At 70.5% G+C, this 20,060-nt stretch carries 26 protein-coding genes; 11 read left to right on the top strand and 15 right to left on the bottom strand.

Annotated features, from left to right (window positions below):
* Nucleotides 1-10 precede the first annotated feature (10 nt).
* Together ACFYM0_RS33070 and ACFYM0_RS33065 are read left to right on the top strand one after the other, a co-directional pair.
* Nucleotides 11-1,948: an APC family permease gene (locus tag ACFYM0_RS33070; protein WP_388507928.1), complete on the top strand. Its 1,938-nt coding sequence runs from the start codon at nt 11-13 to the stop codon at nt 1,946-1,948.
* Nucleotides 1,949-2,032: 84 nt separating this feature from the next.
* The gene (locus tag ACFYM0_RS33065; RefSeq protein ID WP_388507925.1) at nt 2,033-2,212 is read left to right on the top strand and encodes a hypothetical protein; all 180 of its coding nucleotides are present in this window, start codon (nt 2,033-2,035) and stop codon (nt 2,210-2,212) included.
* Here ACFYM0_RS33065 and ACFYM0_RS33060 read toward each other — a convergent pair.
* The gene (locus tag ACFYM0_RS33060) at nt 2,166-2,924 is read right to left on the bottom strand and encodes an SDR family NAD(P)-dependent oxidoreductase (protein ID WP_388507923.1); all 759 of its coding nucleotides are present in this window, start codon (nt 2,922-2,924) and stop codon (nt 2,166-2,168) included. The two genes, ACFYM0_RS33065 and ACFYM0_RS33060, sit on opposite strands and share 47 nt — an antisense overlap.
* A 407-nt stretch (nt 2,925-3,331) precedes the next feature.
* Between ACFYM0_RS33060 and ACFYM0_RS33055 the strand changes: the two genes are divergently transcribed.
* Nucleotides 3,332-3,646, top strand: a complete 315-nt coding sequence (locus ACFYM0_RS33055; RefSeq protein WP_388507920.1) for a hypothetical protein — start codon at nt 3,332-3,334, stop codon at nt 3,644-3,646.
* A 162-nt stretch (nt 3,647-3,808) separates the two neighbouring features.
* Here ACFYM0_RS33055 and ACFYM0_RS33050 read toward each other — a convergent pair whose 3' ends face one another.
* The 7 genes from ACFYM0_RS33050 to ACFYM0_RS33020 all read right to left on the bottom strand — a co-directional run bounded on the left by ACFYM0_RS33050 (nt 3,809) and on the right by ACFYM0_RS33020 (nt 8,603).
* Nucleotides 3,809-4,027, bottom strand: a complete 219-nt coding sequence (locus tag ACFYM0_RS33050) for a hypothetical protein (RefSeq protein ID WP_388507918.1) — start codon at nt 4,025-4,027, stop codon at nt 3,809-3,811.
* 169 nt (nt 4,028-4,196) lie between these two features.
* On the bottom strand, nt 4,197-4,304 hold the full coding sequence (locus tag ACFYM0_RS33045) for a GNAT family N-acetyltransferase (RefSeq protein WP_388508111.1): 108 nt from the start codon (nt 4,302-4,304) through the stop codon (nt 4,197-4,199).
* On the bottom strand, nt 4,305-4,604 hold the full coding sequence (locus ACFYM0_RS33040) for a hypothetical protein (protein ID WP_388507914.1): 300 nt from the start codon (nt 4,602-4,604) through the stop codon (nt 4,305-4,307).
* Nucleotides 4,601-5,659: a tRNA (adenosine(37)-N6)-threonylcarbamoyltransferase complex transferase subunit TsaD gene (gene tsaD / locus ACFYM0_RS33035; protein ID WP_388508108.1), complete on the bottom strand. Its 1,059-nt coding sequence runs from the start codon at nt 5,657-5,659 to the stop codon at nt 4,601-4,603. Before tsaD ends, ACFYM0_RS33040 begins: the two co-directional genes overlap by 4 nt.
* 483 nt (nt 5,660-6,142) lie before the next feature.
* A complete protein-coding gene (locus tag ACFYM0_RS33030; RefSeq protein ID WP_388508105.1) occupies nt 6,143-6,541 on the bottom strand; it encodes an STAS domain-containing protein in 399 nt (132 codons plus the stop codon).
* A gap of 217 nt (nt 6,542-6,758) precedes the next feature.
* Nucleotides 6,759-7,034 carry an isoamylase early set domain-containing protein gene (locus ACFYM0_RS33025; RefSeq protein WP_388507911.1) on the bottom strand — a complete coding sequence of 92 codons (276 nt, stop codon included), beginning with the start codon at nt 7,032-7,034 and terminating at the stop codon, nt 6,759-6,761.
* 924 nt (nt 7,035-7,958) lie between these two features.
* On the bottom strand, nt 7,959-8,603 hold the full coding sequence (locus ACFYM0_RS33020; protein WP_388507910.1) for an HSP18 transcriptional regulator: 645 nt from the start codon (nt 8,601-8,603) through the stop codon (nt 7,959-7,961).
* Between the two features lie 155 nt (nt 8,604-8,758).
* Between ACFYM0_RS33020 and ACFYM0_RS33015 the strand changes: the two genes are divergently transcribed.
* The 3 genes from ACFYM0_RS33015 to ACFYM0_RS33005 all read left to right on the top strand — a co-directional run bounded on the left by ACFYM0_RS33015 (nt 8,759) and on the right by ACFYM0_RS33005 (nt 10,200).
* On the top strand, nt 8,759-9,193 hold the full coding sequence (locus ACFYM0_RS33015) for an Hsp20/alpha crystallin family protein (protein ID WP_388507907.1): 435 nt from the start codon (nt 8,759-8,761) through the stop codon (nt 9,191-9,193).
* A gap of 106 nt (nt 9,194-9,299) precedes the next feature.
* Nucleotides 9,300-9,695, top strand: coding sequence for a DUF2267 domain-containing protein (locus tag ACFYM0_RS33010; protein WP_388507904.1), 396 nt, complete (start codon nt 9,300-9,302; stop codon nt 9,693-9,695).
* 58 nt (nt 9,696-9,753) lie between these two features.
* Entirely contained in the window at nt 9,754-10,200 is a 447-nt protein-coding gene (locus tag ACFYM0_RS33005; protein ID WP_388507901.1) for a DUF2267 domain-containing protein, read from the top strand.
* A 105-nt stretch (nt 10,201-10,305) separates the two neighbouring features.
* Here ACFYM0_RS33005 and ACFYM0_RS33000 read toward each other — a convergent pair whose 3' ends face one another.
* The 3 genes from ACFYM0_RS33000 to ACFYM0_RS32990 all read right to left on the bottom strand — a co-directional run bounded on the left by ACFYM0_RS33000 (nt 10,306) and on the right by ACFYM0_RS32990 (nt 12,377).
* Nucleotides 10,306-10,650, bottom strand: coding sequence for a transposase (locus tag ACFYM0_RS33000; RefSeq protein WP_388507900.1), 345 nt, complete (start codon nt 10,648-10,650; stop codon nt 10,306-10,308).
* 264 nt (nt 10,651-10,914) lie between these two features.
* Complete coding sequence (locus ACFYM0_RS32995; protein ID WP_388507897.1) at nt 10,915-11,472, bottom strand: hypothetical protein; 558 nt, start codon at nt 11,470-11,472, stop codon at nt 10,915-10,917.
* Between the two features lie 566 nt (nt 11,473-12,038).
* Nucleotides 12,039-12,377: a helix-turn-helix transcriptional regulator gene (locus tag ACFYM0_RS32990; protein WP_388507895.1), complete on the bottom strand. Its 339-nt coding sequence runs from the start codon at nt 12,375-12,377 to the stop codon at nt 12,039-12,041.
* A gap of 120 nt (nt 12,378-12,497) precedes the next feature.
* Between ACFYM0_RS32990 and ACFYM0_RS32985 the strand changes: the two genes are divergently transcribed.
* The 5 genes from ACFYM0_RS32985 to ACFYM0_RS32965 are packed head-to-tail and all read left to right on the top strand — an operon-like array spanning nt 12,498 to nt 15,567.
* A complete protein-coding gene (locus tag ACFYM0_RS32985; RefSeq protein WP_388507892.1) occupies nt 12,498-12,848 on the top strand; it encodes an STAS domain-containing protein in 351 nt (116 codons plus the stop codon).
* A gap of 26 nt (nt 12,849-12,874) precedes the next feature.
* Complete coding sequence (locus ACFYM0_RS32980) at nt 12,875-13,384, top strand: DUF5133 domain-containing protein (RefSeq protein ID WP_388507890.1); 510 nt, start codon at nt 12,875-12,877, stop codon at nt 13,382-13,384.
* Between the two features lie 19 nt (nt 13,385-13,403).
* Nucleotides 13,404-13,751, top strand: coding sequence for a hypothetical protein (locus ACFYM0_RS32975; protein WP_388507887.1), 348 nt, complete (start codon nt 13,404-13,406; stop codon nt 13,749-13,751).
* A gap of 32 nt (nt 13,752-13,783) precedes the next feature.
* On the top strand, nt 13,784-15,082 hold the full coding sequence (locus ACFYM0_RS32970) for a glutamate--cysteine ligase (protein ID WP_388507885.1): 1,299 nt from the start codon (nt 13,784-13,786) through the stop codon (nt 15,080-15,082).
* Nucleotides 15,001-15,567 (top strand): flavodoxin family protein, encoded by a 567-nt coding sequence (locus tag ACFYM0_RS32965; protein ID WP_388507882.1) that lies wholly within the window; start codon nt 15,001-15,003, stop codon nt 15,565-15,567. The genes ACFYM0_RS32970 and ACFYM0_RS32965 overlap by 82 nt, the downstream gene beginning before the upstream one ends.
* Nucleotides 15,568-15,873: 306 nt before the next feature.
* On the opposite strand, the gene ACFYM0_RS32960 is transcribed toward ACFYM0_RS32965, so the two are convergent.
* From ACFYM0_RS32960 to ACFYM0_RS32945, 4 genes are all read right to left on the bottom strand, one after another.
* Complete coding sequence (locus ACFYM0_RS32960) at nt 15,874-17,130, bottom strand: mannosyltransferase family protein (protein ID WP_388507880.1); 1,257 nt, start codon at nt 17,128-17,130, stop codon at nt 15,874-15,876.
* A 476-nt stretch (nt 17,131-17,606) separates the two neighbouring features.
* Nucleotides 17,607-18,104: a SigE family RNA polymerase sigma factor gene (locus ACFYM0_RS32955; protein ID WP_388507877.1), complete on the bottom strand. Its 498-nt coding sequence runs from the start codon at nt 18,102-18,104 to the stop codon at nt 17,607-17,609.
* 283 nt (nt 18,105-18,387) lie between these two features.
* A complete protein-coding gene (locus tag ACFYM0_RS32950; protein WP_388507875.1) occupies nt 18,388-19,473 on the bottom strand; it encodes a transposase in 1,086 nt (361 codons plus the stop codon).
* Nucleotides 19,470-19,835 (bottom strand): transposase, encoded by a 366-nt coding sequence (locus ACFYM0_RS32945; RefSeq protein WP_388508102.1) that lies wholly within the window; start codon nt 19,833-19,835, stop codon nt 19,470-19,472. Before ACFYM0_RS32945 ends, ACFYM0_RS32950 begins: the two co-directional genes overlap by 4 nt.
* Nucleotides 19,836-20,060: the final 225 nt, after the last annotated feature.

Below are 20,060 nucleotides of genomic sequence, written 5' to 3'. Positions count from 1 at the left end.
GCCCACCACGATGGCCACCCCTGCCCGCACGTCGCGCCTGCGGGCGTGGATGCTGGAAGGCTTGACCGCCGAGAACAGTTCGCCCGCCGCCAAGGAGGCGGCGGCCCAGCCGCACGGCCGTCCGTGGTGGCGGGTCATGTGCCTGACGGGTCTCGACTACTTCTCCACCCTCGGCTACCAGCCCGGTATCGCGGCGCTGGCGGCCGGACTGCTGTCGCCGCTTGCGACGATCGTGCTGGTCCTGCTCACTCTCTTCGGCGCGCTGCCCGTGTACCGGCGGGTCGCGGAGGAGAGCCCGCACGGCGAGGGCTCGATCGCCATGCTGGAGAAGCTGCTGTCGTTCTGGAAGGGGAAGCTGTTCGTCCTGACCCTGCTGGGGTTCGCGGCGACCGACTTCCTCATCACCATCACCCTCTCCGCCGCGGACGCGACCGCGCACCTGGTGGAGAACCCGCACCTCACCAGCACGCTCCACGGTCACGAAGTGCTGATCACGCTGATCATGATCGCGCTGCTCGGAGCCGTCTTCCTCAAGGGGTTCAGCGAGGCCATCGGCGTGGCCGTGGTCCTGGTGGCGACCTATCTCGGCCTGAACGTCGTGGTCGTGGCCGTCGGGCTGTGGAACGTGATGACCGAACCGCACGTCATCACCGACTGGACGACCGCGCTGACCACCGAGCACGGCAACCCGTTCATGATGATTGCCATCGCCCTCATCGTGTTCCCGAAGCTCGCGCTCGGCCTCTCCGGGTTCGAGACCGGTGTCGCGGTCATGCCGCACGTCAAGGGTGACCCCGAGGACACCGAGGCGAAGCCGGCCGGCCGGATCCGTGGCGCCAAGAAGCTGCTGACGACCGCGGCCATCATCATGAGCGTCTTCCTGATCTGCTCCAGCTTCATCACCACGCTCCTCATCCCGGCCGACCAGTTCAAGCCGGGCGGCGAGGCCAACGGCCGAGCCCTGGCCTACCTGGCGCACGAGCACATCGGCTCGGCCTTCGGCACGGTCTACGACATCTCCACGATCCTGATCCTGTGGTTCGCGGGCTCCTCGGCGATGGCCGGCCTGCTGAACCTGATGCCGCGCTACCTGCCCCGCTACGGCATGGCCCCGCACTGGGCCCGCGCCCTGCGTCCCATGGTCATCGTGTTCACCCTGGTCGCGTTCCTCGTCACCTGGATCTTCAACGCCGACGTCGACGCACAGGGCGGCGCGTACGCCACCGGCGTCCTCGTCCTGATCACCTCGGCGGCCGTCGCCGTCACCATCGCCGCCCGCCGCGCGGGCGAGCGCGGCTGGACGATCGGCTTCGGCGTCATCTCCGCCGTCTTCATCTACACCACGGCCGTGAACGTCGTGGAGCGCCCCGACGGCGTGAAGATCGGCGCCTGCTTCATCGCCGGCATCATGGCCCTCTCCCTCCTCTCCCGCCTCGCGCGCGTCTTCGAGCTGCGCGTCACGGACGTGGAACTGGACGACATGGCGCAGCGCTTCATCCGCGACACGTCCAACCGCACGATCCGCTTCATCGCCAACGAACCCGACAACCGGGACCTCGACGAGTACCGCCAGAAGAAGGAACAGATCCGCGCGGACAACGACATCCCGCCCGGTGACGACGTCATGTTCGTCGAGGTCACCGTCCTGGACGCCTCCGAGTTCGAATCCGGCATGCGGGTACGCGGCGAAGTGCTGCACGGCCGCTACCGCGTCCTGACCCTGGAGAGCTCCAGCATTCCCAACGCCCTGGCGGCCTTCCTGCTCCACGTCCGGGACGAGACCGGCCAGCGCCCCCACATCTACTTCGAGTGGACCGAGGGCAACCCGATGGCCAACTTCCTGCGCTTCTTCCTCTTCGGCCAGGGCGAAGTCGCCCCCGTCACCCGCGAGGTCATCCGCGAAGCCGAACCCGACCGGGCCCGCCGCCCCCACGTCCACGCCGGCTGACGTCAGGCGACGGTGCGTCAAGAACCCGACAGGAATCCCGCCGGCTCCTCGACGCGAGGGGGATCCGGCGGGATTCTCACTGCTGTGACCATCGACTGGAGTCCTGACCGCGGCATCCACAGGACCGTGCTCGCCCTCGGGGCCGGGGGCCTGGTGCTCGTCACCACCGGCGCTGCCCTCGACGTCATGTGGCTGCTGGGCATCGGCGTCTGGGGGCTCATCGCGGCGATGGTGATCGAGCTTGTCTACCGGCCCGAGCGCTAGCCGTCGATGTCCCGGCTGCGGAAGTCCTCCAGCGTCTCGCGCCGGACGAGGAGGCGGGCCGTCCCGTCGGGCGGCCGGCGCCGTGGTGCGCTTGATGTACACGGTGCGCTGCCAGCGCACGACGCGGTCGAACGCGGCCGCGACCAGCGGCCGGAAGCGGCCCGGCGGCGAAGTCGGTCAGGGCCAGCTGAGACTGGGCGTACGCGGCGAGGCGGGCATAACGGCGCGGCCGCTGCGGGTCGTTCCACATGATCGTGCCGGTGCGGTGGAGCGAGGAGGAGACGTTGATGACGCGGCCGCCCGGGTCGGTGGTGAGCGCGGCATCGAGCAGGTTCGTCAGCAGGTAGTGGGCGAGGAAGTTGACCTGGAAGGCGATCTCGTTGCCGTCGGCCGTGACGGTGTGCCGCTCGGGCGCCGCGATGGCGGCGTTGTTGACGAGTACGTCAAGCCGAGGGTGCTCGCGTACGACCGCGTAGGCCAGGCTCTCGACCTCGTCGAGGTGGGCGAAGTCGGCGGCGAACTGCCGCAGGGACGTGGCGCCGATGCCGGCGGTGGTGATCAGCCGGTCGGCCGCGGCCTGCGCCTCATCGGGGGTGCGGCCGTGCAGGAGGACGGTTGCGCCACGCTCGGCGAGCTGGCGGGCGGTCTCGTATCCGATTCCGGAGGTTGCGCCGGTGACGAGAACGGTGCGTCCGGACAAGGACGAAGGCATGTCGGATTCCTGGAAACGGGCATGGCCGACCTACCTGTCGCCCCGGCGGGTCAAGGAGCGCTGACCGGGCCGCGTCTACGGGTGAGACTGATGCGGCGACGGACCGGGATGACGGTTCGTGGCACGCGGCTGGAGGCGTCTGACCTGAACTCCGCCGAAGGATGCAAGGTCCGGGCCGTGGGGGGCCGGGCCGACGCACCGCGTGCTGCTCACCGGCCGCACAACACATGAGCCGTCCGGCTCCCGGAGTGGGGATTCCGGGGCCGGCGGCTCAAGTGGGCTGTGTGATTGTCCGGGCACGCCACCAGCCGACAACAGGCCCGTGTTGGTGCCCATGGACGCAGGGCGCGGTGAGTGTGATGATCACGCTCGCGTGCGGCGCAGGTCCGGCGCACAGGAGAGAGAACATGAAGCTTTACCTCGCCACACCCATCGTTCTGGTCGCTCTGCTCATCGCCACCTCCGGGATGGCGGCGGTCACCCGTGGCTGGGTGCTCCCCATGAACCGGCGCCACGTCCGCAGCCCCCGCCTCTACGGCCTGGGCCAGTTGGTGGCGGCCCTTGCGCTGGGCTGGCAGGTGTTGTTCGGGCTGGTGATCGACGACGCCGGTACCCGACACTGGGGCACCCTGACCGGCGGCGCGATGATGGTCGTCGGCCTCATCGTGATGATGGTGGGCCAGCTGGCGGGTGGTGGTCGGGAAGACCGTGGCGCACCCTAAGAATGGCTGACAGGTGGATTGGGCGGGACTGGCTTGTGCCTCCAGTAGCCACAGGAAGTCGCCCCGGTCGCGTGCCACGACACCGGTCTCGCCCTCCGCGCCGAGGAAGGCGATGGGCTGCCCTGCCAGAGGCCGGCTCGGGCGGATGAGTCAGATTGCCACCTACCCGCCCGTGCCGTCTTGTACGAACACGCGGAAGTCGTTGCCGTCCAGTTCGCTGTTCCCGGTCCATGCCTGGAACCAGTCGGTGGCCTCGGCAGCGGACAGGAAGGCCGGGAAGGGTTCGAAGCCGACCCCGGTCTCCCCGTCGGCGTAGTCGAATCGAACGGCCATCGCGGCGGCGAGCGTGGCGGGGAACTGGCGGCCACCGGTGGGCTTCACGGAGACAGGCTAGACAGGGAGTCGGACATCAACGCCCCACGGGCAACGTAGGTGCGGGAGGGTTGGCCCCAAGGTGCGGGGGAGCGCCCGGCATGGACGGGCTGCGGATTCTCCCCAGGGCGTCCTGCGGGCCAGCACCGCCCGTCCGGCGCCCCGGCGGCCTGGCCTTCTACCGGTACGTGGGGTGGGTCACCGCGTCGAGGAGGGCAGCGCCCAGCCCGCGCCCGCGGGCGGCGCTGTGGACGGCGAGCTCGTCGACCTCCGGGCCGCCGCACAGTCACGCCGCCGTGTGCGCGGGACCGAGGCCGGCCGCCACCTGGGGGTGGCCCCGGTCGGAGGGGAAGGCATCGGATGTGGTCCAGCCGGTCGCGAAACCCAGGACGGTGTCCCCGTCCAAGGCCACGGCAGCCACGGACCCCGGACGCCCCACATCGCCTGCCAGCCGCTCCAGGTACCGCAACCCGGCAGCCTCGTCGTGCGCCCGGCGCCCCGTACCGAACGCGTCCGCGTCCACGTGGAGGACGCCCTCGGCCCGGCGCAGCAGCTCCGTCACGGACACCCGCCGGACGCCGCTCACGCGACTCTCGCCGCGGCGCGGGCGACGGGGTGCAGGGCCGCGTACTCCAGCGGCGCCGACGGATCGATCGACATGTCCAGCTGAGCCGGAGCCGAGCCGGCCCGCACCAAGAGGTCGCCGACGGCGGCGATCATCGCCCCGTTGTCGGTGCACAGGGTCATCGGCGGCACCCGCAGCTCCACACCCGATGCCGCGCACCGCTCCTCGGCCAGCGCCCGCACCCGCGAGTTCGCGGCCACCCCGCCCACCACGACTAGGGTCCGTACCTCGTACTCCTTGCACGCGGCCAGCGCCTTGCGCGTCAGCACGTCCGCCACCGCCTCCTGGAGCGAGGCGGCCCCGTCCGCGAGGGGGATCTCCTCGCCCCGGATTCGCAGCTGCTCCGCCCAGCGAGCCGCGGCCGTCTTCAGCCCGGAGAAGGAGAACGCGTACGGGGCATCGCCCGGACGGGTCAGCGGCCGCGGGAACGCCACCGCTCGGCCGTTGCCCCCGCGGGCGGCGCTGTCGATCGCGGGTCCGCCGGGGTAGGGCAGGCCGAAGACCCGGGCCACCTTGTCGAAGCACTCCCCGGCCGCGTCGTCGATGGTGTCGCCGAGGTGGAGGATCGGATCGCGCACGAGATCGCGTACGAACAGAAGCGAGGTGTGCCCGCCCGACACGATCAGCACCATGCACGGGTTGGGAAGCGGCCCGTGCTCCAGGGTGTCGGCGGCGACGTGCCCGGCCAGATGGTGGACCCCGTACAGCGGGACGCCGGCCGCGTAGGCCAGGGTCTTCGCCCCGGCCAGGCCCACCTGCAGCGCACCCGACAGGCCCGGCCCGGTTGTCACCGCGACCGCGTCGATGTCCTTGATCCGCAGCCCGGCCTGGTCAAGGGCCTCCCGTACGACCGGGTTGAAGGCGTGCAGGTGGGCGCGGGCGGCGATCTCGGGCACGACCCCGCCGAACCGCGCGTGCTCGTCCATGCTCGACGCCACCACGTGCGCGAGCAGCCGCTCGCCGGACACGATCCCTGCCCCCGTCTCGTCACACGACGACTCGATGCCCAGCACCACAGGAGAGCCCACCACGACCTCTTTCGCATCTGATGAGTAATTGCAACCTATAAGCAACAAAGTAGCCGTCGCTCATGTACGCCGCTTCGGGTGGGCTCGGCAGATCGACCGATCGGGACCGACCGGTCGGCGAGCTCAGCTACGCCGGGCCGCGGTGAATACCGCGGGATCGTCCCCGGACCCGGTGTACTTCGGCAGCGCCTCCGGTGGGGGAGGGAAGCCGTCTCCCAGTGGAGTGTCTACGACGGCCACTTCACCCACGCACCGCGCGCCGCCGCACTGCGCGCGGTGTGTTCATGTGGGTGTGCCGGCCCTGTACATCGTCTGGACTGGGAGGCGATCGCCGACCAGAACCAAGACCTGGACGACGGAGGCGAGGACCAGGCCGACGATTGCCTCTCGGGCACTGGAGCCCCTACCGCTGATCGCCGGTTGGGTCGCCGCGATTTGAGGGAGCACGGGCCGGCCTCATCGTGGGCCGTCCTATGAGGGGGGCAGCCAGTCGGCGGCGAGATCCGCGTTGTCGCGTTCGCGTTGCGCCCGAGATTCGAGAAGCCGCCGGAAGCTCGGCTGGGCGTAGCGGTCGCCAGCGGCTGCTCTGGGCCCGGGGATGCCGGCCACGGTGGCCAGGTGCTGCTGGGGCTGGGGTTGCCAGCCGGTGACCTGGACCCTCAGGTGCATGTGTTCTGCGCGCTGGTGGAGATCCAGGAGATGGAGGAGGCCATCGGTGTCCATGGCCGTGACACCGTGCAGATCCACCAAGAGGTCGCGCTCGTCCATGGCCACGTACTCCAGCGCCCGCTGGAGCATTTCTCCGGCCGTCTCGTCGAGCTCCCCTGCGGCGCTGAACCGTACGGAGCTGCCATGGTGCTGGATGGTCACGTTGATCAATGCCCTGCTCCCGTCACCCGAAGGCTCCCGGCCCACGAGACCCCCATCCTGGCGCGGCGCTGCACGGGACCGGTGTGAGGCGCGCTGAAGCGCCGGCCGCGCGCTGGATCGGGTTCGCGCCGCGAGGGGCAGGCCCTCACACGGCGGGTGGCCCCGCGGTGGAACAATGCCGCGCTCGGCCGTTCCCCGTCAGCTCGCGCGGCGGGGTTCAGGTGTGGAGGCGGCTGTTGGGGCCTTGCTGGTCGCCGGCGGTGTCGTCGTTGAACCAGTAGTCGCCGGCGGCGAGGTACCGGAAGGACTGGGTGGTGTCGGCGGGCAGTTCGACGGTGACGGCGCGTTTGCCGTCCTTGCGGGGTTTGAGGGTGTGGATGCCGGGCTGCCAGTCGTTGAAGTCACCGACCACGCTGATGGGCCCGGGCGGGGTGTCTGCGGGGAGGGTGAAGGTGACCTCGGTGCGGCCTCTACGCAGTGTGCGCTCAAGCATCGAAACAGGCTCCATCCGGAGAGGAACAAGGGGGATGGACCACATCATCGGCCGCCTCTCCTCGGCGCGCCCGCGGGGCGCCGCCGCGGGCGTGAGTGTGTCACCCACCCGGTGGACCACCCGCGCATCCCGCCGTGCGGTCCCGAGGCCGGCGTGGCAGCGTGGAGGGGCGATCGAGGCGTCCACGCAGGCGGGGCCCGGCCGGTAGAAGCCACCCCGGCCGGGCCCCGCCACTGGCCACCGTCCAGAGACGGCTCTATACGCACCCTCGTGGATGATCACGCGGCAGTGCTCATGGATGCCGTGCGCGCCGCTTTACCCAAAGCCGGCCTTCGAGGCGGACACCTCGAGCAGGACGGCGACGGGCGGCCGCTGCGAGTGCACGGGCCGCTGTGGCCTGACGCCCCCCGGTGACTGCTGCCCCGCCGTCCACGAGGAGATCCACCTGGACACTGGGTACGTGGCCGGTCTGGGGGTCGAATCTGTTCACCGCGCTCATTGATGAGCCCACCACGCGGCCACCACTCCGCCAGCGGCCGTGACCAGCGAGACGAGCCAGGGGGGAAGGTGGCTTCGGTGTCCCTCCTTGCTAGCGCGCTGGACGCGCCGCACTAGCTATCGCGCTGATGACGTCGCGGCGCACGGCCAACTGCGGGTGGATGACGACGTGGATGCCGCGGTCCCGGCGGGATAGCTCGTGCCGGTCTCCTCCACCGTGGGGGTGTGCACCCGCACGGTCACCATGCCGCGCAGCCCCGCTCTCTGCTCAGCAACCGGAGGGTCAGGGGGACGTGGACACGCATGGCCGCCACCCTTTCGCTCCCGCACCCCTGCTACTGATCACCACGCACTGCTCCTGCACGAAGGCCACGCGAGCTCGGGTGCCGGGAAGCCGGTCTTGATCGGCTTCGGCCTCCCGGAGGGTCAGGTGTTGCGCCGGTTGTGGGTGTCCTGGCGGAGCTGGTCGGTGTGTCGGGTGAGGGCGTCGATGCGTTCGGCGAGTTCGGTGTCCTCGGCCCGCAGGTGGGGTCGGGTGTCGGTGAGGGGGCGTACGAGGCGGGCGGCGTCGTTGTCGCCGAGGGCCAGGTTCAGGTCGCCGACCGCGCTCTCGGCGCCGGCCGGGAGGCCGGTGAGGGAGGTGATCTGCCCGGCGAGCCGGCGCAGGTCGGCGGCGTTGTCGCGGGCCCAGGCGGTCACGGTCCGGTCGGCGGCGCGGGTATCGCGGATGGTTTGGACACGTTCGTCGCCGGTGGTTCCGGCGGTGCCGGGGCGCAGGCGCAGGTAGCGGCGTTCGGCGGCCTGCCGGCTGGCGACACCGAGGGGGCCGGCCAGGTCGGCCCAGCTGGCACCGGCGTCGCGGGCGGTCTCGACGAGCCCGCTCTCCCAGCCGGCGAGCTCTTCCCGGATCTCGCGCAGCGTCACCAGCGCGGCCAGAGCCGGGTGCGGGCCCCCGTCCGGGCCGGGGGCCGCCGGGGCGCGCCGGGCGTCGTGTACGGCTCGGCTGATGGCGTCCAGGGCTGCCGCGGCAGCGAGAAAGTCGATCCGTGGGGGTGGGGTGGCTTCTGCCATGGCACGCTCCCTTTCCATGTCACCTTCCCAGCGACATCCCGAGCGTCACCCTTCAGGTGACTCCATGCTTGTCATCGTTTCGATGACATGTTACAACGGGAGCACGTTGAAGCGCATTGGCAGTTTCTGCCTGAACCAACTGGAGGTGTTTCGCGATGTTGATGCGCACTGACCCGTTCCGCGAGATGGACCGGATCGTCCAGCAGCTGTCGGGTACGTCCGGTACCTGGTCGAAGCCGTCCGTGATGCCGATGGACGCCTACCGTGAGGGCGACGCGTACGTGATCGCCTTCGACCTGCCCGGCGTGAGCACCGAGGCGATCGATATCGACGTCGAGCGGAACATGCTGACGGTGAAGGCGGAGCGCCGGCCCGTCGCGAAGGGCGACACCGTGCAGATGGAGCTCTCCGAGCGGCCCCTGGGTGTCTTCTCCCGCCAGATCGTGCTGGCCGACACCCTCGACACCGAGCGCATCGAAGCCGACTACGAAGCGGGTGTGCTGACCCTGCGGATCCCGATCGCGGAGCGTGCCAAGCCCCGCAAGGTCAGCATCGGCGGCGAGTCCGGCCGCAAGCAGATCTCCGGCTGAATCCTCCAGCATCAGCCGGTCACGGAGGGCGGGAGGAGAGCCGATTCCTCTCCGACACCCGCCCTCCGTACCTCCTTGACCCACCCCTCCCACTGGAGGTGACGTGATGACGATGCGCAGGGAAGCGTTCCTGACGCACGTCCAGGAACGCGGCGAGTACGAGACCGTAGAAGAAGCGGACCGGGCTGCCCGTGTGGTCCTGGCTCTGCTGGGCGCACACCTGGTGGGCAGCGTGCGGGCCGAACTGGCCGCCCGGCTCCCCGAGACCTATGCCCTGATCCTCCTCAACCCACTGCAGGCGACCGAACCCCTCTCACCCGAACGCTTCATCCGCGCGACCGCCGCCTGGATCGAAGGAGCCACCGAGAAGACGGCCCTGTGGGACATCGGCGCGGTCCTCAGCGCCGTGACAGCGGCAGCAGGAGACGTCCTCGTACGACAGATCCTCCTCCAACTCCCGCCCGGCTACGACCTCCTCTTCGGACACCCCCAACCCCTCTGACCGCAGCCGCCGGCCCACCAGCCCTACCCGGCTGCCGCACAGAAAGGCAACCGCAGCCATGTACGACCAGCCTCGACCGAACCTCGCCCGCCACGCGATGACGTTTGAGCAGATGCTGGACGACGTCCGTTACGAAGGCGCCTACCCCACCCGCGAGCGCGCGGAGGAAGCCGTCCGTGCCGTCCTTGCCGCGCTCGGCCGACAGGTCATCGGTGACGAACGCGTCGGCCTCGCCCAGCGCCTGCCCGTCGAGGCCGCCCTGACCCTGACCGCCCAGATCCCCGACAGCGAACAGCTCACCGGCTGGGACTTCGTCAAGGACTTGGCCGCCCGAACCGGCGTGAGCCCAGCTGTCGCCCGCTGGGACACCGGCGCCGTCCTCGCCACCGTCACCCGCCTCACCGGACCCGACCTCCTCGCCCGGATCCTCCACCAGCTCCCCGACGGCTACGCCCTCCTCTTCGGCCAGGCGGAGCTGCGCCGCCCCCAACACGCCGCCGCCTGACCGGCACACCGGGCACGCCCAAGGGGCCACAACGACGTGTCCCGGGTGCTGCTCCTCGACACCGCCATGAATCTCGGGCCGCCGGCGGCCTGCTGGTGACGGCGGTCATGGGAGCCAGGGGCTGTTCCAGTCCTCGACTGCCTCGAGGGACCGGCGTGGCGCGGGCCTGTCGCGGGTGCGGTCCGTGTGGCGGGGCAGTGCCCGGGTGGCGGCCAGGCAGGTGAGGATATTGCGCCAGGTTCCGTCTGCCTCCCACAGGCGCAGGCGTTCCGCGCAGCGGTGCCAGGGTCCGTAACGGGTGGGCAGGTCGTGCCAGCGCCGTCCGCCGTGCTGCTGCCACAGGATGCCGCTGACGATGGCCCGGTAATCCGGCCCACCGGGCCCGCAGCGCGGCAACAGCGCACGGATCACGGCCCATTCCCCGTCGTCGAGGTCGTCGCATTCGCTCACACCATGTCAACGGCTCTCCCACAAGAGCGACACGCCCCCGTCAGCGGGGGTGGACGTTTCTGCTGCGCCCCGTTCCGCGTTGACTGCTGCCCGGACACACCCGGAGCGGCCACTCCGTGTCCAACCCGTGTGGGCGTCGTGGGCGAACGGGATACTACTGCGGCACAGGCAGTAGCTGCTCAATGGGCATGGCGGACAACGTCGACCAGCAGCGCGGCGTGCTCGGCCACTTCGTCGGGTGTCAGGGCGCAGAACGCGCCGACTTCATCCAGGGCGAGCCCGCCTTCGCGGGGTGCCCGAGGTGGCCGTCGCCTTGGGTGTGGGCGGCGGTGTACAGGGCCAGGAGCCGGGTTGCGGCGCCCAGCCTCTTCTTGCGCAGCTTCCGGTCGCCGACCGCTTTCTGAGCGCAGCCGGAGACTTGGCCGGGGTGGTCTTGCCGAAGGAGAACGGGCGGGTCTGCTCCGGCAGCAGGCCGGGGACGGTGAACGTAGCGCAGGCTTCGGGCCTTGATGCCAGGGCTTCGGCCGGGCTGCCGGGGGGTAGCAGCCAGCCAGCGGCGACCAGCTGCTCCAAGACCTGCTCGCCGCCGTGGGGGAGCCAACTGGTGATGTCCTGGCCGGTGATGTGCCCGGTGCCGTCCCGGGCGGCGCGCAGGGTGAGTAGGTGGACCAGGAGGTGGACGTCCGGCTCGGGGTACGGGGCCTGGGCCTGGACGTAGTTGAGGACGGTTCGGGCGTGTGCGGCGTGGTTGCGGGTCAGCAGCCGCTCCACCACCGGCCCGTCGGTGGCTCCGGTAAGGAGGCCGAGGCGGTTGGCGTTCATGGCCCGGGTGGCCTGTGCGGCGCCCGCGGAGACGCCGGCCGCCGGTTCTCCTGCAGCTTTGTGGCGCCGGTCGGCAGTGTCCGGGCCGGAGACAGACGGCGGTGCGGCAGTGTCCAGGACGCGGCAGTCGGGGGTGGCGGCCGCGCAGCGCGCGCACGTCTCCGCGATCCGCCACAGTCGCCCCGCGCGGTCTGCGAAAACGGTCAGTAAGCCGGACGGGAACAGGTGAGGCGGACCGTGCCGGCGGAAGGGCGCCCGAAGGGATCCAGACGGACCACCCACACCTTCCCCGTGACTCGGTCCTCCTGCGTACCGGCCTCCACCGTCATGCGTCTGCTCGTTATGTGGTCGCTCCGTTGCTCCGGCGGCCCCATCATCGGGCACATCTGCAGGTGCTCTCTGGAAGACGAGCCAGGTTTCAGCCGACGCGTCCCCAGCCGCTCAGCAGACGCGCACCGCGGCGGAGCCGAGCAGTGTCTCGGACTGTGTGGTTGGCACGGCCTCGCCGGGCACGCGCCAGAGCTGCGGAACTTGCGCGGGCAGGGACTGCCCGCGGGCGACCCGGATCAGAACCGCTGCGGTGCGCCGCGCGGGGTCCCGGATTCGCCAGGTTCCCGTGCGAAGAGGGCGAGGAGTTCGGCGATGTCGCGATCGGCTTCGGCGGGGTGGCGGAACTTGCCTCCGGGGGTGATCCCGTAGTGGTTGCGGCGCCCCTCGCGTACCCGGGTGAGGTATCCGGCCCCCTCGAGGTCGGTGACGATCGACTGGACGGTCCGCTCGGTCAGCATGCAGGTCGCGGCGGCGTCCCGCAGACGGACGCTGGGATCCCGGGCAAGGGTCAGGAGAACGCGTGCATGGCTCGTGAGGAACGTCCACGGCGCCGGGGGAGCAGCTTCATCGCCCATAACACCCAACCTGCCCCAGCGTTGTATTTATGTCCATATTTTCAGGTAAATATTGACGTATGTTCTCTCGGTGTCGACCATGCTGTTGAAGGCAACCCCAGAGCGATCGGGGAGGCGGCCATGACCGGGATCATGTACGAAACCGACCTCGGCACCACCACCGTCGAAGACCTGGCGATCGGTGTGGAAGCGGGGCCTCCCGGAACCATGCGGATCCGCGTGCGCGGCGAAATCGATTTCGACAACGCGTCCCTGCTCCGTGACATCCTCCTCACCGCCCTCTCCGCGCACCGCCGCACCCTCCTCCTGGACCTGGAACAGATCTCCTTCTGCGACTGCGCGGGTCTCAACGCCCTGCTCACCTGCCGAGCCGCGGCGCTGCGGGCGGGCAGAAGCCTGCGCATCACAGCCGCCAGCCCCTGCGTGTGGCGGCTCCTCCAGCTCACCGGCTGCGGCTACTTCCTCACCTGACCCTGTACGTCGAAGGCCAGATCGCCATGACTGCACCCCTTCTTCACCCCGCCCGCGGCACCGAGCAGTCCCGCCACCGGACCATGTCGGCGCCCTCCAAGCAGATCCTCGGATGGGCGGTGGGCACCTTGATGGTGACCACGCCTGCCCCGGCCCACATCGCCGGGGACATCCTGGCCGCCGCGGCCAAGCGCGCTGCACTGTCCGAAACCGCCCTGGCCCAGGTACTGCTCGCCCGATCGCGAGGCCTGCCCATCCCCGCCCGCGCCCGGCGCGCCCTGCACCGGGCTGTCAAGGCGGCACGCACTCCGGACCCCGCCGCCGTGCCATGGCCTTCCCGCCTCGCGCCGCTGCCCGCCGAGGTCGGCCGGGACCTTGGCCGCTTCTTCGAAGCCCGACTTCGTCTAGCCGCCGCTCCCACCGACACAGAGGCCCGCAGGGAGTTCGAGGACACCCTGTTCACCCTGTGCATCCTCATGGGGCAGCCCTGCCCGCCGGCCGCCGTAATCGAAGCCCTCCAATACGTCGAAGACTGAACGAGCGGGAGGCCGCGTCATGTCGTACGCCCGCAGAAACCATCCACATCCCCTCGCGGCTCCGACGGTGGACAAGCGGTGGCACTCGCGTACGACGGCCCGGTGGCACTACCACGGCGCCGGCGTCGGTCGGGCCCACGGCTACTTCCGGGTGCGTCGCCTGTTGTCGATGTTCCTCGCGCCCGCCTTCACCGCCAGCGGCGTGCTGTTCGCCCTCGAGGGCCTGCGCGGGACCCAGGACGGCGTCCCGTCTACGGCGCTGTGCGCGGTGCTGTCCGCCGGCTGTCTGGTGCTGGCCGCGGCGTCGATCGCAGACCTGGACGTGATCCGGCGCAGGCTCCGTGAACAGTGGCATCACCGGTACTGACGTGCTGTGGACCTCGAACTGATGGAAGCGAAATGAGTGCCACGAAAACCGTTCCCCCGGTCAGGTGCGCACGCGGGGGAGCGAGCGGACCCGCGCAAGCGGACACGGACAAGGCGGCCCGGGCCGCGGTCGCGGCTCTGCGGGCGCAGCGGATGACCCTCGGCGTGGAGGAGGAATTCCTGCTGGTCGACCGGGTCACCCGGGCTCCGGCCGGACGCGCCCCGCAGGTCATCGCCTCCGCAACTCCCGCACTGGGACCCCGGGTGGAGCCGGAGTTCTACACGGCGCAGATCGAGATCCACACGGATCCCGTCGACGATCTGGTGGACCTCCGCCGTCAGCTGACATGGCTGCGCCGCGAGCTCGCGCGAGCCGCGGCCGCCCACGACTGCCTGCTCGTCGCGACCGGGACGCCGCCCATTCCTCCCGAGCATCCGCTGACGGTGACCGCGGGCCGCCGCTACCAGGCTATGGCCACGCAGTATGCCCACGTCCTAGGCGCACGCGACCAGGTGGTCAGCGGCTGCCACGTCCATGTCGGGGTGAAAAGTAGGGCCGAGGCGCTGGGGATCGCCAACCGGTTGGGTCCGTGGCTTCCGGTCCTCCAGGCCATTGCCGCGAACTCCCCCTACGACCGCGGCCGCGACTCCGCGCACGCTAGCTGGCGCGCGGTCGAACACGCCCGCTGGCCCACCGTCGGCCCCGCGCCCGTCCTGGACGAGGCTGCCTACGAACGCCTCGCGGAGGGCCTGGTCCGTGACGGGCTGCTGCTGGACCGCAGGATGATCTATTGGTACGCCAGGCCGTCTGAACATGTACCCACGCTCGAGATCCGCGTGGCGGACACCAACGCCGACCTCGACACCGTCATCCTCATCGCCGCCTTGGTGCGCGGCCTCGCCGCCACCGTCCGCACCGACATGGCGGACCACCGGCCGGCGCCCTTCCCCCAGCCCGCGCGACTGCGAGCCGCCCACCGGCTGGCCGCGATCGACGGCCTCGCGGGCGAAGGACTCGACCCCTGCTCCGCTGTGCGCCGACCCGCCTGGGCGCTCGTGGACCGCCTGCGGGAGCGGATCGCACCCGCCTTGGACCGGCACGGTGACCTGGACCGCGTCGACGCACTCCTGGAGTCCCTCCGGCACACGGGCGGGGGTGCGGCCTGCCAACGCCACGCCTTCGGACAGCACCATCGACTCACCGACATCGTCGATGACCTTGCGAGAACCACGACAGGAACCGCCGACAGATGCCGGCCGAACAGACGATGGCCGCGCTCGCCGACCACGGAGTCACCGGCAAGCCCATCCGGATCGCCGACCACGACGTGAAAACCGGAATCAGCACCGATCTGGGCGACAGCGACGCCTGGCCCGGGATCCGCGACACGATCCTGGTCGCCGACATCCTCGTCCTGTCCACGCCCATCCGGCTCGGACACCTCTCCAGCATCGCCCAGAAGGTCATGGAGCGACTCAACACGGAGATCTCCGAAACCGACGACGAAGGCCGCATGCTCACCTACGGCAAGGTCGCCGCGGTGTGTGTCGTCGGCAACGAGGACGGCGCGCACAAGGTCAGCGCCGACCTCTACCAGGGCCTGAACGACGCCGGATTCTCCCTCGTCCCCAACGCCGTCACCTACTGGGTCGGCCAAGCCATGCAGCACACGGACTACCAGGGCCTCGACAAGACCCCTGAGGAGACCGCCACCACCAAGACCCTGGCCGCCAACACCGCCCACCTCGCCCGCCGGCTCAAGGCCAACCCCGACCCGCCGGCCTGGGCGCACCCGGGCAGCAGCGGCGAGCTCTGACCGGGATCCCCCTCCCAGCACCCTGATGAACGGAGCGCACCATGACGGCGTTCGGCTACTTCCTCCCGGGTGAGGAGTTCACCCCCGGCGAGCTGCTGGAGCAGGCACGGCGGGCGGCAGACGCGGGGGCGATGCAGTGGAACCGCGCCGGCTCGTCCGGCGGACCGAGTAATCGGCGCAAGACCGGCGGCGGAGGGGCGTCGTGCAGTGGAGCGTCCACGACGGCAGCTTCACCCAATCACCGGGGGATTGGCCACGCCGGCACCCGTGCGTCAGCCGGCTCTGTTCTCTGGGGCGAAGGGTGTGTCAGCCGGCCCATCGCCCGGTGAGGAAGGCGAGGGCGAAGACCGTGCCCAGCGGAGCGGCAAGGCAGAGGTAGATGGTTTTGATCCGTGGGTTGCGCAGGCTCCAGGCCGCGAGGGTGATCCACAGGGGCCATGCCAGGAGGGTGGCGCGGGGGATGGACATGTACCAGTAGGAGGTTCCCAGCGCCCACAGGGTGAGGACGGTGTACGTGGCTTCGGGCCAGCGGCGTTGCTTGAGCAGCAGGGCGAGCAGGAGCAGCCCGGCGAGCAGGGCGAGTAGTTCGGCCTGGAACATGAAGGCGTATCCGGTGCTCTGGGTGTGGCCGAAGGCGCCGGTCCAGGTATGGGACCAGGTGTCCCAGGGGGCGTGGAAGTCCCGGTACCAGCCACGTTCCTGGGCGTGTTTCCATGCCAGCCAGTCGCCGGTGTGCGCGTACAGGTATCCGGCGTAGAGGGCTGCGGGGAGGGCGGGCAGGGCCAGCCAGGGCAGTGCGCGCCAGTGCCGGCGCGCGACGAGGAGGAAGTGCACGGCGATGGCGGCGGCGAGGAAGAGGCCGCTGACGCGAACGGCGGTGGCCAGGGCCGTGAGGGTGGCGGCGAGGGGCCAGTTGCGGCGCTGCGCGGCGAGCCAGGCGGGCAGGGCGAGGGCGAGGAAGAGCGCCTCGGTGTAGCCGACGGCCAGGAAGACCGCGCACGGGGAGAGAAGGAGGAATAGCACCGCGCGCCGGCCCGTTTCCGCGCCGGGCAGGTGCAGTCGGGCGATTCGGGCCAGTGCCACGACGGCGACGCCCCCCGCGGCGAAGGATATGAGCAGTCCGGCCGCTGCCCAGTTGGGGACGATGACGTGCACGGCGCGCAACAGGAGCGGGAAGCCGGGGAAGAAGGCCTCCCGGTTGTCCTGGTGGTCAAGCCAGGGGCCCGCGCCGTCGGGGAAGTAGCCGTCGCGGGCTATGTGCAGGTAGTGGTACCAGTCCCACTGCTGGAACGGCGCGAGGACCGGGCCGGCCTTGTGGGTGTCCGGGTCTGCGGGGAACAGCCAGCGCGTGCAGTAGGCGGTGACCCACAGACCTGCCCGGGTCAGCAGGTACAGCCACAGCACCTCACGGTCGTCATGCGGCAGCCGCAGCACTCGCCGGCCCAGGGACTCGGGAGGGGGTTCGGCTTGTGTGCGGGAGTGCTGCGAGGCCGGTTCGTGCCCCGGGAGACGGTGTCCGGGCAGGGGACGATGCTGGCACAGATCGGGCGATATAAGGGGCATATGTGAATCTTCCGGGCGTTCTGGGGGTGTGCGGGACTGCCCGGCGGCGGCCCGCCGGGTCACGGGATGGGTGGGATCGAGATCAGGGCGGCGAGGTGCTGTCCCCGCGGGCCGGAGGCTGCGTCGACGTTGACGTTGACGTCGGTGTCGGGAGATGCGTCGCCGTCGCGCCCGTGGGAAGCGAGGTGGCCGTGGGGCCAGGAGTGGGCACACCGCTGGCCGGCGGCCGGGGCGAAGGCGCGCTCGGTGAGGGGCTGGTGGCCGGGACGACGGGAGCTGGGCCCTGCGGCAGGAGAACGGCTGCAGCCGTCCCGCCCCCGGCCAGTACCAGGCACGTCCCCGCGGCCGCGAGGGCCACGCGGCGCCGGTGGGACCGCTTTCCCCGCTCGGCGATGTGCGCGGCGGGTGCCGCGTCGGCGCGGGCCTGCCCGAAATCGGCGGCCTGCTGGAACAGAGACCGCAATGGATCGTGGTGCTCAGTCACCGGAAGCCTCCTCACGGCACGGGTCCTGCAGGCGAAGGGCGAGCGCACCGCGCCCGCGCGACAGATGCGTCTTGACGGTGCTGGCGGACAGGCGTGTCTCCCCGGCGATCTGCTCGACGGTGAGATCGCACAAATAGTGCAAGGCCAGCGTGCGGCGCTGCTGCGGAGCAAGCTCACGCAACGCCTCCACCAGCGCCACGTGATCCGGCCCGGGACCCTCGACGTCGGGCGGCGCACCGCTGCGCCGCCATGCCTCCGTACTGCGCCGCCGAAACCGCCACCGGCTCACCGCCAGCCGCCAGGCGACCGTACGGATCCACGCCTCGGGCCGCCCGTCACGGTCCAGCTGCCTGTGCCGGCTCCAGCCCTTGACGAACGCCTCCTGCACAACGTCCTGCGCCTCGTGCAGGTCGCCGAGCATCACGTACAGCTGTCCTGTGAGCCGCGCGGCCGTCTGGGCATAGAACTCTTCGAACTCCTCGACGGTCAACAGCCACTCCCGGATCTCTCGCTTCACTGGGCATACGCCCGGCCCGGCACATCCGGTCGACACCGGGCGCGAGAAAACACAGTGGCGCTCATCACGGAACCAGATGGGACAAACACGCGTCAGCGCTGCTCCCGTCAGCCCGGCAGCCCAAAGACGTCGGCATCACTGACCCGGAAAGGCGACTTCCACCCCAGCCGCCACACCTAGTTCCCCGACCTGCACTGTCGAGGTACCGCATCAGGCCCTGAGCTTGACTCTGTCGGTGATCTTGGGGCTGTCGAGGTCAGGTGGTCAGGGTTCGCCATGACTTCGGCCGGGGCATCTGGCGCTGGTCGAGGTGGTTCTGGGAGGCAGTCGGTCGTCGGGTGTGGGTGATTACTCGGTTGGTGGCAGTCCGCTGAGGCGCTCGATGTTGACGGCGATGGCTGGTCAGGACGTGCTGGATGCGGGCCTTTCCCTGTCCTCGGTAGCGGCAGCGGCGCGTGCCGTGTCCGTGGGCGAACTCGTTGACCGTGCCCTCCACTCCGGAGCGGACCGCGTAGCGGCTCTTCCACTCGGGTGTCTGTTGCTCGGTGCGGACGCGGAGTTGCAGGTCGCGGAGCTCTCGCGGAGGGAAGCCCACGGTGCGGGCGTTGTCGGCGGTGGTGGTGCACTGGGTGCGGGCCGTGCAGGGGCGGCACTGGCTCTTGGTGAACCTGGCCACGATCAGCGGGGCCGCGGTGGGCGAGGAGGTCGGGTAGGGCCCGTGCCAGCCCGCGCTGACCTGGCCCTGGGGGCAGGTAACCTGCCGGCGGTCGTAGCCGATGTGGAAGTCGTCCCGGGCGAAATTCTTGGCCTGGCGATGCTGCCGGGTGGGGTTGGCCGGCAGCGGTCCGGTGACGGTGACCTGGTATTCACGGGCGGCTTGTTCCAGGTGGGGCAGGGAGATGTAGCCGGCGCCGACCAGGTGCTCGGCGGGCAGCAGCCCGCGGCGGGCCAGACGGGTGTGAATGCCGGGCAGGACCTGGCTGTCGTGGGTGGTGGCCGCGGTGGTGACCACTTCCGTGATCACGTTGGGGCCGTCGGGAGCACAGGTCTCGGTCAGATCAGCGGCGAACCCCTTCCAGCTGATGACCTGTCCGTGCCGTGTGTAGCGGGCCGAGGTGTCGTAGGGCGGGACGACCGCCCGGGACGAGGGCGGCAGCCCGGGCCCGCCTTCCTTCTCGGCGGTGCGCCAGCGCAGGCGTCCCGCGGCGTCACGGTGGTAGTTCTGCACCATGATCTTCCGCAGAGCCTGGATACGAGGACCTGAGGTGCGGTGTCTTCCGTTCCGGTAGAGGTGTTCCAGGAGCCGCGGGGCGTCGTTTCCGGTGGCGAGGATCCTGGTCATGGGCGTGGTGGGGTTTTGCCCAGGCGGACCGGCTGGCCCCAGCGGCACCCCCAGCCCTCATCGACCAGCTCATCGAGCAGGCGAGGGGAGGTGCCGGCGACTTCTTGCAGGGCGGCGCGGACCGCTTCGGTGATCAGCTTCAGACGGGTCAGGTCACGCACCACGGCCAGCACATGGGTGGAGTCGGTGCGCTGGGTGGTGCGCTCCTGCACCAGCCCGGCCTCCTTGAGGCGGGCCAGCGCGAGGTCGAGGAGGCGGTCAGCACGGCCGTCTTCGGCGAGGCGGTCGCGGAAATCGGCCAGCACGCTGTGGTGGAACCCGGGGTCGTCCAGCTCCATGGCCATCGCGTACTTGAAGTCGATGCGGCAGCGGACCGCCTCGGCGGCCTGCCGGTCCGAAAGCCCGCGGGCCCTCGGACCGACGCGCCGCCGTGTAGGCGGTCCTGACGGCTCCCGCAGCCCATCATTCGGAGCGCCCCAGGCGGGGCAGCTGGTTCAGCTCGACTGAGCCGGGGGACACGCAGAGTGGTTGTGCACCCCGGCAGGCCCCGCCGAATCCTGTAGCAACGCCCGTGTTGGCTCCCTACA

The sequence above is a fragment of the Streptomyces sp. NPDC006487 genome, from assembly GCF_042870555.1.
Classification (GTDB): domain Bacteria; phylum Actinomycetota; class Actinomycetes; order Streptomycetales; family Streptomycetaceae; genus Streptomyces.
Note: the sequence above shows the minus strand (reverse complement) of the source record. Positions and strands in the feature narration are given on the sequence as shown.